Source organism: Neptunomonas japonica JAMM 1380 (assembly GCF_016592555.1).
Classification (GTDB): domain Bacteria; phylum Pseudomonadota; class Gammaproteobacteria; order Pseudomonadales; family Balneatricaceae; genus Neptunomonas; species Neptunomonas japonica_A.
Window position 1 is genome coordinate 2,642,931 of the sequence record NZ_AP014546.1, and the last position, 15,505, is coordinate 2,658,435.

At 43.9% G+C, this 15,505-nt stretch carries 15 protein-coding genes; 4 read left to right on the plus strand and 11 right to left on the minus strand.

Annotation, left to right across the window (positions count from 1 at the left end; genetic code table 11):
* Nucleotides 1-251 precede the first annotated feature (251 nt).
* The 4 genes from NEJAP_RS12345 to sdhC are packed head-to-tail and all read right to left on the minus strand — an operon-like array spanning nt 252 to nt 3,463.
* Nucleotides 252-956: a succinate dehydrogenase iron-sulfur subunit gene (locus NEJAP_RS12345; RefSeq protein WP_028469193.1), complete on the minus strand. Its 705-nt coding sequence runs from the start codon at nt 954-956 to the stop codon at nt 252-254.
* A gap of 12 nt (nt 957-968) precedes the next feature.
* Nucleotides 969-2,741 (minus strand): succinate dehydrogenase flavoprotein subunit, encoded by a 1,773-nt coding sequence (gene sdhA / locus NEJAP_RS12350; RefSeq protein ID WP_201347528.1) that lies wholly within the window; start codon nt 2,739-2,741, stop codon nt 969-971.
* A 3-nt stretch (nt 2,742-2,744) separates the two neighbouring features.
* The gene (sdhD, locus tag NEJAP_RS12355) at nt 2,745-3,092 is read right to left on the minus strand and encodes a succinate dehydrogenase, hydrophobic membrane anchor protein (RefSeq protein ID WP_201347529.1); all 348 of its coding nucleotides are present in this window, start codon (nt 3,090-3,092) and stop codon (nt 2,745-2,747) included.
* Complete coding sequence (sdhC, locus tag NEJAP_RS12360; RefSeq protein WP_201347530.1) at nt 3,086-3,463, minus strand: succinate dehydrogenase, cytochrome b556 subunit; 378 nt, start codon at nt 3,461-3,463, stop codon at nt 3,086-3,088. The genes sdhD and sdhC overlap by 7 nt, the downstream gene beginning before the upstream one ends.
* Before the next feature lie 438 nt (nt 3,464-3,901).
* On the opposite strand from sdhC, the gene gltA reads away from it, so the two are divergent.
* Entirely contained in the window at nt 3,902-5,179 is a 1,278-nt protein-coding gene (gene gltA, locus NEJAP_RS12365; protein ID WP_201347531.1) for a citrate synthase, read from the plus strand.
* Between the two features lie 72 nt (nt 5,180-5,251).
* Here gltA and NEJAP_RS12370 read toward each other — a convergent pair whose 3' ends face one another.
* From NEJAP_RS12370 to recQ, 3 genes are read right to left on the minus strand one after another with little or no spacing between them, the layout of a single operon-like run.
* Nucleotides 5,252-6,025: a hypothetical protein gene (locus tag NEJAP_RS12370; protein ID WP_236590922.1), complete on the minus strand. Its 774-nt coding sequence runs from the start codon at nt 6,023-6,025 to the stop codon at nt 5,252-5,254.
* Between the two features lie 33 nt (nt 6,026-6,058).
* On the minus strand, nt 6,059-6,475 hold the full coding sequence (locus tag NEJAP_RS12375; protein WP_201347533.1) for a YqaA family protein: 417 nt from the start codon (nt 6,473-6,475) through the stop codon (nt 6,059-6,061).
* Entirely contained in the window at nt 6,475-8,595 is a 2,121-nt protein-coding gene (gene recQ, locus NEJAP_RS12380; protein WP_201347534.1) for a DNA helicase RecQ, read from the minus strand. The genes NEJAP_RS12375 and recQ overlap by 1 nt, the downstream gene beginning before the upstream one ends.
* A gap of 110 nt (nt 8,596-8,705) precedes the next feature.
* On the opposite strand from recQ, the gene NEJAP_RS12385 reads away from it, so the two are divergent.
* Complete coding sequence (locus tag NEJAP_RS12385; protein WP_201347535.1) at nt 8,706-9,293, plus strand: YecA family protein; 588 nt, start codon at nt 8,706-8,708, stop codon at nt 9,291-9,293.
* A 66-nt stretch (nt 9,294-9,359) separates the two neighbouring features.
* On the opposite strand, the gene alr is transcribed toward NEJAP_RS12385, so the two are convergent.
* The 3 genes from alr to NEJAP_RS12400 form a co-directional block, all read right to left on the minus strand.
* Nucleotides 9,360-10,436: an alanine racemase gene (gene alr, locus NEJAP_RS12390; protein WP_201347536.1), complete on the minus strand. Its 1,077-nt coding sequence runs from the start codon at nt 10,434-10,436 to the stop codon at nt 9,360-9,362.
* A gap of 35 nt (nt 10,437-10,471) precedes the next feature.
* Nucleotides 10,472-10,858, minus strand: a complete 387-nt coding sequence (locus NEJAP_RS12395) for a RidA family protein (protein ID WP_201347537.1) — start codon at nt 10,856-10,858, stop codon at nt 10,472-10,474.
* Between the two features lie 75 nt (nt 10,859-10,933).
* Nucleotides 10,934-12,187: a D-amino acid dehydrogenase gene (locus NEJAP_RS12400; protein ID WP_201347538.1), complete on the minus strand. Its 1,254-nt coding sequence runs from the start codon at nt 12,185-12,187 to the stop codon at nt 10,934-10,936.
* A gap of 128 nt (nt 12,188-12,315) precedes the next feature.
* On the opposite strand from NEJAP_RS12400, the gene NEJAP_RS12405 reads away from it, so the two are divergent.
* A complete protein-coding gene (locus NEJAP_RS12405; RefSeq protein WP_201347539.1) occupies nt 12,316-12,783 on the plus strand; it encodes an Lrp/AsnC ligand binding domain-containing protein in 468 nt (155 codons plus the stop codon).
* 109 nt (nt 12,784-12,892) lie between these two features.
* Here the strand turns inward: NEJAP_RS12405 and NEJAP_RS12410 are convergent, their stop codons facing one another.
* Nucleotides 12,893-14,872, minus strand: a complete 1,980-nt coding sequence (locus NEJAP_RS12410) for a methyl-accepting chemotaxis protein (protein ID WP_201347540.1) — start codon at nt 14,870-14,872, stop codon at nt 12,893-12,895.
* Nucleotides 14,873-15,139: 267 nt separating this feature from the next.
* Here NEJAP_RS12410 and folX point away from each other — a divergent pair, with 267 nt between their 5' ends.
* A complete protein-coding gene (gene folX, locus NEJAP_RS12415; protein WP_028469179.1) occupies nt 15,140-15,505 on the plus strand; it encodes a dihydroneopterin triphosphate 2'-epimerase in 366 nt (121 codons plus the stop codon).

Genomic DNA, 15,505 nt, shown 5'->3' on the forward strand with positions numbered 1-15,505 from the left:
AGGGACTGTCTACGGAGACGGCGTATAGAATACCGACGTTGACCCGTGCAGATGCCCCTTCTTGTGTTTCCGTTGTCTTAACCCTGCACTACCACGATGTGGCATGGAAATGCGGGCAATATTGTACGCCTTTTATATCAGGCTTTATATATCAAACAATGTTCAATTCTACAGAAAGTTACAGCTTTGAAGCATAAGCCTTTCGGCTAAACAGACAAAAAAAACGGCACCCAAGGTGCCGTTTATTGTTTCTATGTTGCTTGCTGGATCAGCATGTTGCGAATTTTTCCGATTGCCTTAGTAGGATTCAAACCTTTCGGGCAAACGCTTACGCAGTTCATGATGCCATGACAGCGGAAGACACTAAACGGATCATCCAGCTCTGCTAGACGCTCACGCGTAGCAGTATCTCGACTATCCGCAAGGAAACGATATGCTTGCAACAGACCCGAAGGCCCAACAAACTTATCTGGATTCCACCAGAATGAAGGGCAAGCCGTTGTACAACATGCACATAAGATACACTCATACAAACCATCTAACTCTTCACGCTCTTCTGGAGACTGTAAACGCTCCATCGGCGGTGCCGGCGTGTCGTTAATTAAGAACGGTTTAATTTTCTCGTACTGCTTGTAGAACTGCGACATATCAACGACCAAGTCGCGGATAACTGGCAGCCCAGGAAGAGGACGAAGAACCAGCTTATCATCTACAACCACCTGAGAAAGCGCAGTAATACAAGCCAGTCCATTCTTACCATTCATATTCATACCATCAGAACCACACACACCTTCACGGCATGAACGACGGTAACCCAGTGATGTATCTTTGTCCTTCAATAGCTGAAGGAGATCCAAAACCATGATGTCTTTTCCACCAGGGATATCAATATGGATATCCTGCATGTAAGGAGCATCATCAGTCTCAGGATTGTAACGATATACGCTTACTAACACTGTAATTACCCCTTAGTATGTACGAACTTTTGGTGGGAAAGCTTCAACAGTTTTTGGCGAGAAGTTAACTGCACGCTTACCAACTGTTTTATCCTGCGGGAAGAAAACTGAATGGCACAACCAGTTTTCATCATCACGTTCTGTGAAGTCGTTACGAGCATGCGCACCACGAGATTCTTTACGAACTTCCGCGGCAATCGCTGTTGCTTCTGCAACTTCCATTAGGTTTTCAAGCTCTAATGCTTCTAAACGTGCTGTGTTGAATGCATTACTTTTATCTTCAAGATACAGGTTACCGACTTTAGCACGGATTTCACCCAATAACTCAAGACCCTTCTGCATGCTTTCGCCATCGCGGAAAACACCGAAGTAAAGCTGCATCGTTGCCTGAAGCTCTTTACGAACATCAGCAACACTCTCACCTGAAGTAGATTTATTCAAGCGATTCAAGCGCGCCATAGCACGATCAAGATCAGCCGCAGTTGCTTCTTTGGCTTCATAGCCTTCGCGCATCTGCTTCTCAATCTGGATACCCGCCGCACGGCCGAATACAACCAAATCAAGCAATGAATTACCACCTAGACGGTTTGCACCATGAACTGACACACAAGCCACTTCACCACAAGCAAACAGACCATCAATAATTGCATGATCGCCATCCTTGTTAGGAGCCAAGGCTTGCCCACCAATATTGGTAGCAACACCACCCATCTGATAGTGACAAGTCGGAACAACTGGAACCGGCTCTTTCACTGGATCAGCATGAGCAAATGTTTTAGAAAGCTCACAGATACCTGGCAAACGAGATAGCAGTACGTCTTCACCCAAATGATCGAGCTTCAGATATACATGATCGCCATCAGGACCACAGCCACGGCCATCTAGAATTTCTAGAATCATTGAACGCGCAACCACATCACGACCAGCAAGGTCTTTTGCGTTTGGCGCATAACGCTCCATGAAACGCTCGCCGTCTTTGTTGATCAGGTAACCACCTTCACCACGACAGCCTTCAGTAACAAGCACACCCGCCCCAGCAATACCGGTTGGGTGGAACTGCCACATTTCCATATCCTGCGCCGGAACACCCGCACGCAAAGACATGCCCATACCGTCACCAGTATTGATCAAAGCATTAGTAGTCGAAGCAAAGATACGGCCAGCACCACCAGTAGCAAGTACTGTTGCTTTGGCCTTAATGTAAACTGTTTCGCCTGTTTCTATACAGATGGCAATACAGCCGACAACAGCACCGTCTTCATTTTTAACTAGATCTACAGCAAACCATTCGTTAAGAAAAGTTGTACCGGCTTTCAAGTTAGCCTGATAAAGAGTATGCAACAAGGCATGACCAGTACGGTCAGCAGCAGCACAAGTACGCGCTGCCTGAGTTGGATTATCTGGGCCTTTAGACTGACCACCAAAAGGACGCTGATAAATTCGTCCAATCTCTGTACGAGAAAACGGCATACCCATATGATCAAGCTCAAACACAGCCTGAGGACCTACAGAGCACATATACTCGATAGCATCCTGGTCTCCAATATAATCAGACCCCTTAACTGTGTCATACATATGCCAGCGCCAATCGTCATTCGGATCAGCACTTGCGATTGCACAGGTAATACCGCCCTGAGCAGATACAGTATGTGAGCGTGTTGGAAACACTTTAGTCACACAGGCTGTATTTAACCCAGATTGCGCCAGCTGTAGTGCGGCTCGCATACCTGCACCACCACCACCGACTACGATCGCATCAAAAGTTAACGTACGCAGTTCATTCATCTCTTAGACACCCCATAGAATCTGAATACCCCAAACGACGTAGATAAACGTCAACAAACCACAACCAGCCTGGACAATAAAACGCAGCCCAGTATGTTTAATGTAATCTGTACTTACTGACCATAAACCGATCCAGGCATGTGCAGCCATAGATAGTAAAGCCAATAGGGTGAAGATGCGCATCGAAGTGCACTCAAATAATGATTTCCACTGGTTGTAATCCAAATCTGAACCAAACAGCAGATAACCCATCATGAAAATCGTATAGGCCAGCAATACTACTGCTGTGACTCGCTGGACCATCCAGTCGTATAAGCCACTTCGGCCAAAGCTAGTGATACTTGTTACCATACCCAGACTCCTGCCAGTAGAATTGCGACTGCACCAGCGATCAAGGTAGCTTTTGCCGCCATTGTTCCGCTCTCCAACTCCTCAAAATGTCCCGCATCCATAATAAGATGCTTTACACCAGCAAGTAGGTGATACAGTAATGCAGATACTAATCCCCATGTAATCAGCCTCGCGAAGAAGCCCTCTTCTAACATGGTAGTTGCTTCGTTAAAGCCAGCTTCTGATTCGAGAGACAATCCTAATGCATATGTCATGAAGAGCGTGCCGAAAAACAACACTACTCCAGTTGCACGGTGCAATATGGATGAAATCGCCGGAAGTGGCTGCTTGATAGTTCTTAGGTCTAAATTTACAGGTCTTTTTTTGTTCACGGCTCTTATTCACACTTTGCTGCCCATCAAGGGGCAAGGTTGCTAGGTAGTGTTCAGAGAGTAGATACTCAGACTAAAATACGTGTCAACACTTACCATACACGTACTTCGGAACGAGATTATAGACAGTTCAAAATTAGAATACAACGCGCCAGATCAAGCTATAAGCCTAACGTCTAGTGAAGACAAACCCTAGCCATCAACTACTTATGCGTACCTTATACAACTAAAAGAGTATTCTTCCCAAGGCCTATTATTGGTAAAAATTGCCCTCGATTGCTGCAATGCAGAAAAAGCACTTAGTGTCCAGATTGACAATCCTGAATCAATCTTTATATTGGGCATATCCCAAGCGGACTAAGACTCTGTATATAACTTTGGCTACAACCCATATATTACAGCAGTCTAATATAATGAATAAAATGATAGGAGCCTATAATGGCTGATAAAAAAGCACGTTTGACAATCGATGGTGTTGAAGAAGTAATTGAACTATCTGTTTATTCCGGCACTGAAGGACAGGACGTTATTGACGTACGCCCTCTAACCGGCCTTGGTCTTTTTACCTATGACCCGGGTTTTGTATCTACCGCAGCTTGCGAATCCAGCATTACTTATATCGACGGTGATAAAGGTATCTTGCTACACGGTGGTTACCCGATAGAACAACTTGCTAAACACTCTGATTATCTGGAAACGTGTTATTTGCTGTTAAACGGCGAGTTACCTACTCCAGAACAGAAAGCAAAATTTGTTGGAACCATTAAAAACCACACAATGGTTCACGAACAGATGAACCACTTCTTTAACGGCTTCCGTCGTGACGCACACCCAATGGCTATCATGGTAGGTGTAGTGGGTGCTTTATCTGCCTTTTATCATGATTCTTTGGATATTGATGATCCGCACCATCGTGAAGTATGTGCATACCGCCTTATTGCCAAAATGCCTACTATTGCATCAATGTGCTACAAATACAGCATGGGTCAGCCATTCCAATACCCACGCAATGATTTAGACTATGCAGACAACTTCCTGCATATGATGTTTGGTACGCCTTGCGAAACATATGTTCCTAATCCAATCCTTGCAAAAGCTATGGACCGCATCTTCTTACTACATGCAGACCATGAGCAAAATGCTTCTACCTCCACTGTACGTTTAGCGGGCTCTTCTGGCGCCAACCCATTTGCATGTATTGCATCTGGCGTTGCTGCACTTTGGGGACCTGCTCACGGTGGTGCAAACGAAGCCGTATTGCAGATGCTGGAAGAGATTGGTGATGAAGCAAACATCCCAGAGTTCATCGATCGCGCTAAAGACCCAGAAGATAACTTCCGTCTAATGGGCTTCGGTCACCGTGTATATCGCAACTTTGACCCTCGCGCCAAAGTGATGAAGCAAACATGTGACGAAGTACTCGCCGAACTAGGTATTGAGAACGATCCTCTACTTAAAATCGCTAAACGCCTTGAACAAATCGCACTTGAAGACGAGTACTTTGTAAGCCGTAAACTGTACCCGAACGTTGATTTCTACTCAGGTATTATTTTGAAGGCCATTGGCATCCCAACCAATATGTTCACGGTAATCTTTGCCCTATCACGCACGATTGGCTGGATTTCTCATTGGAGCGAGTTCCACAGCAGCCCGAATAAAATCGGCCGCCCTCGTCAGCTTTATATGGGCCCAAGCAAGCGCGATTACCCAGAGTAATTGCAACGCTATAAAAAACCCGCTTTATGCGGGTTTTTTTTGATTTAAAGAAAAGTCATTGCGCATAAGAAACTATTCCCCTGACTGCCAATTAACCTCTATTGCAGTCGCAGCCCCCACCACCACATGCTCCAAGCTTGGCGGTATTAATGCGATGGAAGGCGATATTTGCACTCGCCCTCCCATAATTTCCGCTTTAGTTTGCGGCAACAATGGCTCTTGTGTGGGGGCTGCATACCCATCAGGCCATACAGGCCAATTGGTGGCGGGGTCGTATTTATCTGAAGCACCTAAGGTATGCAGCAATTCATGCGCTGCAATTAAATTATTCTGCCCCTGATACTCAACATCAGCATAACCATTGACTATACCAATCAAACCTTTCTGCAAACCTAACGAATGGCGTAACCGTTTGGGATTATCAGGCGAAAAAAAACGCATATATATTTTCACATCAGAATCAGGACCCTGCCAGCTATCTTGTCGCCAAGACCAGTAGCGCATATGCAAACTCCAAAGCACATTACCTATAATGCTTGGATTCTCTGGCGGCTCCGGTAGCTGCTCTTTAAGCTGAGGTGCTAACATCACCTGCACAGGGGCTTCTGCGTTTAGCTGATAACGCTTAGACTCCTTAGTAAAAAAACGCTCAATATCATCAAACTGAGACTCCTTTAATGAATCAATATAATGCTGCGTATCCTCCCTACCGTCAGCATTAAGCGGATATACAACAACCCATAAAGAGGTATTCCAATCTGTCGTGCGAATTTGCGATAGTACAGCATTTAAACTAACCACCACTAGCACAGCAATAAGCAATATCAAACGTAATTTTCGAAACATACCAGAAACCAGCAATATGCCAGCGACCTCCTGCTATACAAATAGACCTGCTATCAGCATATACCGGATTGCCTTCCCTAAGGCAATAAAGAAGATTCCCATGACAGCATTAACCCTTAGCCAACCGGCAACAAAACACAACGGATCTCCCACTACCGGCAACCAGGATAACAACAACACACTACTGCCAACCTTCTCAAACCAGCGCTTTGCTCTTTGATGCTTATTTTTGTCCAGCAACTTAAAGGGGTAACGCATAGCAACAAGCCTCCCCATGCCATAGGTAATCACCCCCCCCAGGGTGTTACCTAGCGTTGCCACCGCTATCAACACCCACGCAGAGATTTCACCATCAGAGACTAACCAAGCAAGATAAGCTTCCGAGCCTCCCGGCAGCAAGGTAGAGGATACTAAGCTACTAAAAAACAAACCAAGGAGACTAGCATCCATTAACGCTCTAACCCCTGACGGATACAGCTCAGCACACCAATTTCGTAGACACCCGCTAATGCTTCATGAACCGGTTTTAACGCCTGCCCAAAACGCTCCTGACAATCCAAAATCACTTGCTGAATATGCTGCAACTCAGCCTCTGGCAGCTCAACCACCTCTTCAACTGATAGCTCACCCTTTTTAATGCCAGCAGATAAGTGAATAAAAATAACTTTCTCTGAAAGCTTTTGCATTTTAGCAACTTGAGCAATAGTCATACCTGCTTTAAAAAGCGCGATCGACTCCTGTGTCTGACCGCCCTTATCTTGCTCAACAGATGGCTCCTGACAAATAGCTTCTAAAAACTCTTCACCGTACAGCTCTAATTTACGCTCACCTACGCCACTAATTTTATGCAGTTGCGCATTAGTCGCCGGGCGATACATCACCATCTCCATCAAGGTTGCATCATGAAAAATTACATACGGAGGCACATCTTGCTCATCCGCCAAGCGTTTACGCAACTTCTTTAACAACTCCCAAAGCTTATGATCCGCAGCGTCTAGCTGCTGCTGAGGCCCTCTATTTTTCTGGTAACCACTACTGCGCTCTCGCTTATCTTCTCGAAGCAGCAACGTCTCATTGCCTTTAAGTAAAGATCGACACCGATCACTCAGATGAAGGACTCCATAGCCATCAGGGTCTACATTAAGATAACCTCGCGCGACTAGTTGACGAAAGACAGAGCGCCACTGATTTCGATTAAGGCCGACACCAATCCCCCATGTAGATACCTTTTCATGGTGTTCAGATTTTACTTTATCGGTTAAATTGCCCAAGAGAACATCAATGACATGATTAACACCATAGCGCTGCCCTGTCCGGTATACAGATGACAACGCTTTACGCGCCGCCTCAGTACCATCCCATTGCGGAACAGGCTCTAAGCAGGTATCACAATTACCACATGGCGCATGATCATTCTCACCAAAATAACCCAACAACACCTGCCGCCTACAAGTAGTAATTTCACAAAACCCCATCATTGCTTCAAGCTTCTGTCGTTCAATTTGCTTGAACTGCTCCGCCGCTTGCGAGCCTTCTAACATTTGCCTCAAAAAGATCACATCTTGCAGACCATAAACCATCCAGGCATCAGCAGGCATACCATCACGCCCTGCCCGTCCTGTTTCTTGGTAATAAGCCTCGATACTTTTAGGTAAATCCAAATGTGCTACAAACCTCACATTAGGCTTATCAATCCCCATACCGAATGCAATAGTGGCAACGATGATGATCGACTCTTCCGTAAGAAACCTATGCTGATTATGATTTTTCAAATCAGTTGAAAGCCCTGCATGATAAGGCAACGCATTAAAGCCTCGCTCTGTCAGCCATGCCGCCGTTTCTTCAACACTTTTACGTGACAAACAGTAAACAATACCTGCATCACTGGGGTGCTCTTGCTTCAGAAAAGAGAGTAATTGCTCACGCGCACGGTTTTTCTGACCTATACGATAACGAATGTTAGGACGATCAAAACCTTGAATAAAGATACGCGCGTTATGTAACCCTAGCCGATCAACAATCTCTTGCTGTGTTCGCGGGTCAGCCGTGGCAGTTAATGCTATACGTGGCACATCTGGAAACGTATCAGCCAATGATGCCAGCTTTAAATATTCAGGCCTAAAGTCATGACCCCACTGCGAAACACAATGGGCTTCATCAATAGCAAAAAGGGCAATCTCACACTGCTGCAACAGAGCGAGTGTTTTTGGCTGCGTCAACCGCTCTGGCGCAATATACAACAGATCCAACTGACCACTTAATAGCGCCTGTTCAACCTCTGTTTGAATCACATAATCCAGCGATGAGTTAAGGCAAGCCGCTCGAACACCCAATTGCGATAACGCCGTAACTTGGTCATACATCAAAGCAATGAGTGGTGATACAACCAAGGCAGTACCAGAGCGCAACAAGGCTGGCAATTGATAGCAGAGCGACTTCCCCCCACCTGTTGGCATAATCACTAACGTATCTCGGTTATCCAACAAGCTCTGAATCACCTCGTCTTGAGGTGCTCGGAACTGGTCATAACCAAATATTTCTTTTAACACATGGAGGGTTTTATTCGTCATCCGTTGATTATCCGTAAAGGCTAGACCACTGTCATCTCAAATTATCACTGACTACGCATTCGTCTAGGAGTAGAATAGCGAAAACTGCCTTTCTTTTAGGAAACCCGAATATGCAAAGTACATTAAATAGTGCTCCTTTATCCGATGATGAACTCGATCGTCTAGAAAATTTCATCTTTTCAGATGTTGTATCAGAAGATTCTCTTGATCTTATCGGCATTCATGGTTTCCTATGCGCGCTCAATATTAGTCCTGTTCCTGCCGCTGAAGAGGAATGGATGGACGTTTTGTTTGACGGAGTACCTAAATGGACTTCTGCAGAACAAGAAAAAGAGATCACTAGTACACTGAACCGCTGGAAAAGCTCAATTTACAGCGACCTGAGCAACGACAGTGAACTCGGTATGCCTTGCGAACTTACACTAGAAACAAAAAATGAAGAATCTGAGCTTGAGATTTGGGCACAGGCCTTCATGGAAGGTGTCTTTCTTAACGAAGATGAGTGGTTCTCAGAAGGCACATCTAAAGAAGAAACTGTTGCTGAGTTGATGCTGCCTATCATGGTTGTTTCAAATCTATTTGATGAAAAAGAATTCAAAGAGATCCGCAAAAATAGCGCTGTAGCAGAGCAAATGGCTAACGAAATACCTGATATTTTAGTTGATCTATTTTTACTATTTCACGCGCCTGAAAAGTAGGTAGCCATTGCGTGTAAAAAAACCCCGATGAATTATCGGGGCTTTACCTAAATCTATTATACTCGATTAAATGTAGTGCCTTGGGACCCTTCTAGTAATACCGGTAAACAAAGTATAAGGAATAGTGCCACAGTGGCGCGCTACTTCATTAACGCTTAACTGCGCTCCCCATAACTCTACTTTTGATCCAACATCCACATTTTCTAGGCCTGTTAGGTCTATTGCGCACATATCCATTGATACACGACCAATAATTTTGGTTCGCTGACCGTTCACAATAACAGGCGTTCCAGTGCCTGCATGGCGCGAATAGCCGTCACCATAACCAATAGCCACCGTTCCTACGCGTGTATTTTCTTCACACACATAAGAAGCTGCATAGCCAACCGCTTCTCCTGCTTTTAAGTCATGTACCGCAATCACTTCACTCTCAAGTGTCATTGCCGCCAACAGCTTGTCTGCATTAAGTTGGGGCTCTTCAAATGGAGATGCTCCATAGAGCATTAAACCAGGGCGAATCCAGTCGCGATGCAAATCCGGCCACGCCAGAGTTGCAGGAGAATTAGCTATACTATGAGGTGCTGATATGCCCTCTACAGTTTGATCAAATAGCGCTGCCTGTTGCACGGTATGAGGCTTATCCAACTCATCCGCACATGCCAAATGGCTCATTAAGACGATATCAGAAACATTCTTACATGCCTGCAAGCGCTCATATGCTTGCCTGTAGTCCGGAGCATCCAAGCCTAAACGATGCATACCCGAATCTAGCTTCAGCCAAACGTTAACAGGTGTAACCAGCTGAGCCTCTTCTAGCATTGCGATCTGCTCTACACGATGAATCGCTGTCCAGAAATTTTTCTCTGCAATAGTAGCCAACTCATCAGCCGTAAAGAAACCTTCTAACAGTAAGATAGGTTTCTGCACACCTGCGTCACGTATTTCAATGGCTTCTTCTATACAAGCCACCCCAAACGCAGGCACTTCAGGCTCCATAGATAAAGCAACACGTACAGCACCATGACCGTATGCATCAGCCTTAATCACAGCGACAGCATCAGCACCCGCCGTTAATGATTTTGCCAAACGATAATTCTGACAGATAGCCGATAAATCAATAATCGCCCGTGTTGCCCGCCCCATAGGTATCCCCTTTTCAATATTGAGCTAAACCAGAATTACTCTGGGATAACCATGATGGATTCAACTTCGATATCAGCATCTTTAGGCAATGCTTTTACGGCAAAGGCTGCTCGTGCTGGGTATGGTTCAGAGAAATAACGGGCCATAACTTCGTTAACCTGAGCAAAATACTTAAGGTCAGAAAGTAAAATAGTGAGTTTAACCACATCTGAAAAAGAACCACCTGAAGCTTCTGCAATGGCCTTCATATTTTCAAATACACGAACAGCCTGTGCTTCAAAAGACTCCGTCACCATTTCCATAGTTTCAGGATCAAGTGGAATCTGACCAGAGATATAAACTGTATTACCCGCTTTAACAGCCTGAGAATACGTTCCGATAGCTGCTGGCGCCTTGTCTGTAGAAATAATGCTGCGATTCATAATAAGCTCTCTTTAAAATAATTATGTTGGGTCATGTGATTCAAAAGTATAACAATAATGGGTCAGGCACTTTTTTTAAACATATCTTTCTATACCAAGCCCTGATGGATCAATATCCGTCTTACGACCAATGATTGTATCAGTCACAAAACGAGCAGAACCAACAGCCATCGTCCAGCCAAGGGTACCGTGTCCAGTATTGAGATAAAGATTTGAATACTTAGTAGCTCCTAACACAGGCGTACCATCGGGTGTCATTGGACGCAGACCTGTCCAAAATTCAGCCTTAGACAAGTCGCCACCACCCGAGAACAGATCACTCACAACAAAATCGACATTATTTCTGCGCTTTTCTTTCAAGCTCAGGTCATAACCTGTTAATTCTGCAGTACCGCCTACACGAATGCGATTATCAAAACGAGTCACTGCAATTTTGTACGTTTCATCCATAATGGTAGAAACTGGTGCGCGACTTTCATCAATAATAGGCAGCGTTAATGAGTAACCTTTTACAGGGTATACCGGTATTTTAATGCCCACTTTTGCCAATATAATTGGACTATAGCTACCCAATGCCATGACATAACGGTCAGCTGTAAGTACTTCATTTTCTAGCTGTACACCCTGAATCTCGCCAGCCTCTTTAACAAGCCCTTTCACTTCAGTGTTATATCTAAAAGTCACACCTAGTTTTTCACACTCAGCAACTAAACCTTGAGTAAACTTATAGCAATCACCAGTACCATCACCTGGCAAACGTAAACCACCAATGATTTTCTCTTTGACATGCGCTAAAGCAGGCTCTTTTTCAATACATGCTTCACGGTTTAGCACTTCGTATTTAACACCGCACTCATCTAAAATAGCTATATCCGCCTTAGAAGAAGCAACCTGCTTCTCTGTACGGAACACCTGTAATGTCCCGCCAAAACGCTGGTCGTAATCAATAGCGACATCATTGTTCAACTCATTCATACTATCGCGGCTATACTCAGCAATACGCAGCATACGAGACTTGTTCACTCGATACGCAGCTTCTGTGCAGTTACCGAGCATTTTGGTCATCCATTTGAATAACACAGGGTCTAATGCTGGCTGTATACGTAGCGGAGCAAGATCTTGCATCATCCATTTAACCGCTTTAAGCGGTACACCAGGAGCAGACCAAGGAGAGGAGTAACCCGGAGAGATCTGGCCAGCATTTGCATAACTAGTCTCCAACGCAGCAGCAGGCTGACGATCAATTACGATCACTTCATGGCCAGCCTTCGCTAAATAATACGCATTTGTAACACCGATAACACCGCTACCCAACACTAATATTTTCATTTTTATTCTCAGAGTCTATACAAGATATACGGCTAGAATAAATGAAAATAACAATAAAATTTTATTGTTTTATTTGTTAAAAATAGTTATTTTTACCAGCTATTTAAAAATAAACAGAATTTTATATAATGAAGAAATTAGACAGAATCGATAAAAACATCTTAACAAAGCTGCAAAAAGATGGCCGCATATCGTACACCGACCTTGCAGACAAAGTAGGGCTATCGACTACACCTTGCATTGAGCGGGTTAAACGTCTAGAAAAAGACGGCTTTATACAAGGTTATCATGCCAGGTTAAATCCTGAAGCCCTAGGGTACAGCATGTTAGTTTTTGTCGAAATTTCTTTGTCTTACCAATCACCGGATGCTTTCGAGCGCTTTAACTTAGCCGTTAATCAGTTGCCCTACATTATGGAATGCCATCTAGTATCTGGGGATTCAGATTTCCTACTAAAAGCACGTATAAAAGACATGTCAGAATATCGTGCATTATTAGGGGATATGTTACTTACACTACCGGGAGTGAAAAACTCAAAAAGCTATATCGTCATGGAAGAAGTAAAAGAATCATTTAGCATTCCTGTACCCGTTTAATAAACGTTGTCATCTAACAGTAAACATACTGGCAAGTTGTGAGTGTGAGCCATAAGAAAGGCAAAGCAGGCATTAGCAATGCCTACTTTTTATCTAACTCGCATAATGGTTATACTTTAAAGCCATGCACTAGCTCTTTTAACTCATGTGCCATTTTTGCAAGGCTTTGTGCAGAGTTGGATATCTGACCCGCAGCCGTTGCTACCTCATCAGAATTACCATCAATCACTGCTAAGTTGTGGCTAACATCCTGAATAACAGCCGACTGCTCCTCAGAAGCAGTCGCTATTTGTCCCGACATATCCATAATGCCAGCAACCGCACTCACAATGGTATCCAAAGAGCTTTCAACATTATGTGTGCTATCAACAGTTTCTAACATTTTGGCGTGATTTGCTTCAACCAAGGTAAATGCCTGCTCTACTTCACTTTGCAGTTCTTGAATAATGGCTGCAATTTCTGCTGTCGATTTTTGCGTTCTTTGAGCCAACGTCCTCACTTCATCGGCAACAACCGCAAAGCCTCGCCCTTGCTCTCCTGCACGTGCTGCTTCAATTGCCGCGTTTAGAGCAAGCAAACCTGTTTGATCCGATACATGATGAATCACTTCAACTACATTAGAAATATTAGTACTACTGGCATGTAGCTTATTAACCAACTGACTTAATGAACTAACATCATCTGCCAACTGATTAACCGAAGCAACAGACGTCTGAACCACGACATGCCCGTCATTAGCCATCTGGCTTGCAGTATTCGCTTGCTCTGCCGTATTAGCGGTATTACCAGCAACTTCTTGAACTGCTGCAGACATCTCTTCAACCGCCGCCGCCACTTGTGTGGTGCGCTCTCTCTGCTCCTGTAATTTCTGTACGCTATGCCCTACAACATCAGATGTTTCGTCTGCAATAACCACTAATGTATCGCAACTACCCGATAGTTGATGTATTGCCTTTGAGAAGTTGGCAAGCGTATCATTTAAGCCTTCAGCAACATGGCCTAGTTCATCCTGACTGAACACTTCAACCCGTAAGCGTAAGTCGTGTTCATGGCGCACTTTACTCATCACAGAAGATAACGACGCCACTTGACGGTTTAAACCGCGAATAATACTAAAGGCAATAAATGCAACGACTAAGAGAGATGCAAATAACAACACAATGTAAAAAACAAGCGCGGAATACGCCTGATCTTGCGCAGAATTAGCATCATAAATAACATCTTCAGCCAAGGTATCTTCTAATTTTTTGAGTAGGTTTATACGCTTTGTCGCTTCGCCAAACCAATGCTTAGAATCAATATTAAACCCTCCTGCCATAGCCTTATCTGAAGCAATAGATCTTAATCTTTCTACTTCCTTTACAGCACCGGAGTTTGAAAGCTCACGAAATAAAGCGGTATGCTTCTCTGATGCCAAAGTATTAAAGATACGACTATAGGTATCTTGCTCCGTCACTAGCGTAATGTATTTTTCGTACATTCCTGCTGCAAAGGTATCGCCCGCAAATGAATTACTTAAAACAGCGCGCTCAATTCCTGCACGCTCTTTTGCCTGCAAAAAGTTGTAATAGGCTAGCGATGCGCGTGTAAGGTTTACATCTTGACTTAAGTTAGCGGTAATAGAGCCTGCCGATAGCAGTTTTGTATTTAACCCTGTGTAATACTTTAGCGCTTCAGAAAGTGGGATATCCAAAGCAGTCACTCGCGTTCTTACAGATTCAAGGTTATTGAGCTTTTGCTTAATATCCCTCATTAACGCTTGCAGTGATGCATTATTAATATCGTTGGTACCAACAAAGTCTTGCCAGTTCTTTAAAAGCTTCTGCGTTGTCGATCTTTGCTGCATCAACACATCTGAAAACTGCTCTCCCGATGAGCCAAGAAAACCCGCGGTTGCTCCCCTTTCTTTTTGTATCTCATGCACCAGCGCACTATTAACTGTTGTCAGTTGCGTATAAAGCGCTAACTCACCGCTTTGCTGACTTATAGAGTAACTATTAAATACCTGTTGCAGTAGCATCACTGTACTAATAAGTACCGGAAGAGCTATCAACAGCAACAACTTATATTTAAAACTCAAATTCTTCATGGAAAAACTTCCTGATCCTATATTTTGCGGCCACTTTCAGCGCTATGTGTAAATAAAAGCTATCTATAAACCTGAACGAAAAATGAATACAAAACCAAGTGTAGTTCATTTTAAAATAATCATGACGCTGAACTGAACAAAACAACCCGCCTACCTCTAAATTTCTAATAGGCAGTATAGGGAGTACGAGGGATAGCCTACTGCGCGGCATAACGCTCATGTATACTTAAAAATTCATATAGGAAGACATAACATACGGATAACGCAATGAATATAAGTGATGCAATCATTCGAATTACCAATTTAAGGCTACGCACTTATATAGGTTTCAACCAAGATGAAATGGAGAAGCAGCAGGACGTCATCATCAATATCAAGATTCATTATCCGGCAGAAAAAGCCTATCAAACTGACAATGTAGAAGAAGCGCTCAACTACAAAGTAATCACTAAGCAAGTGATTCACCACGTTGAAGAGGGGCGTTTCTTATTGTTAGAAAAATTGGTCGCTGATGTTCTCGATATCTGTACGCAACACGTCTGGGTTAAATACGCCTCTGTCACGGTGGATAAGCCCCACGCACTGCGCTTTGCCGATTCTGTTTCACTAACATTAGAAAAATACTGCGACTAA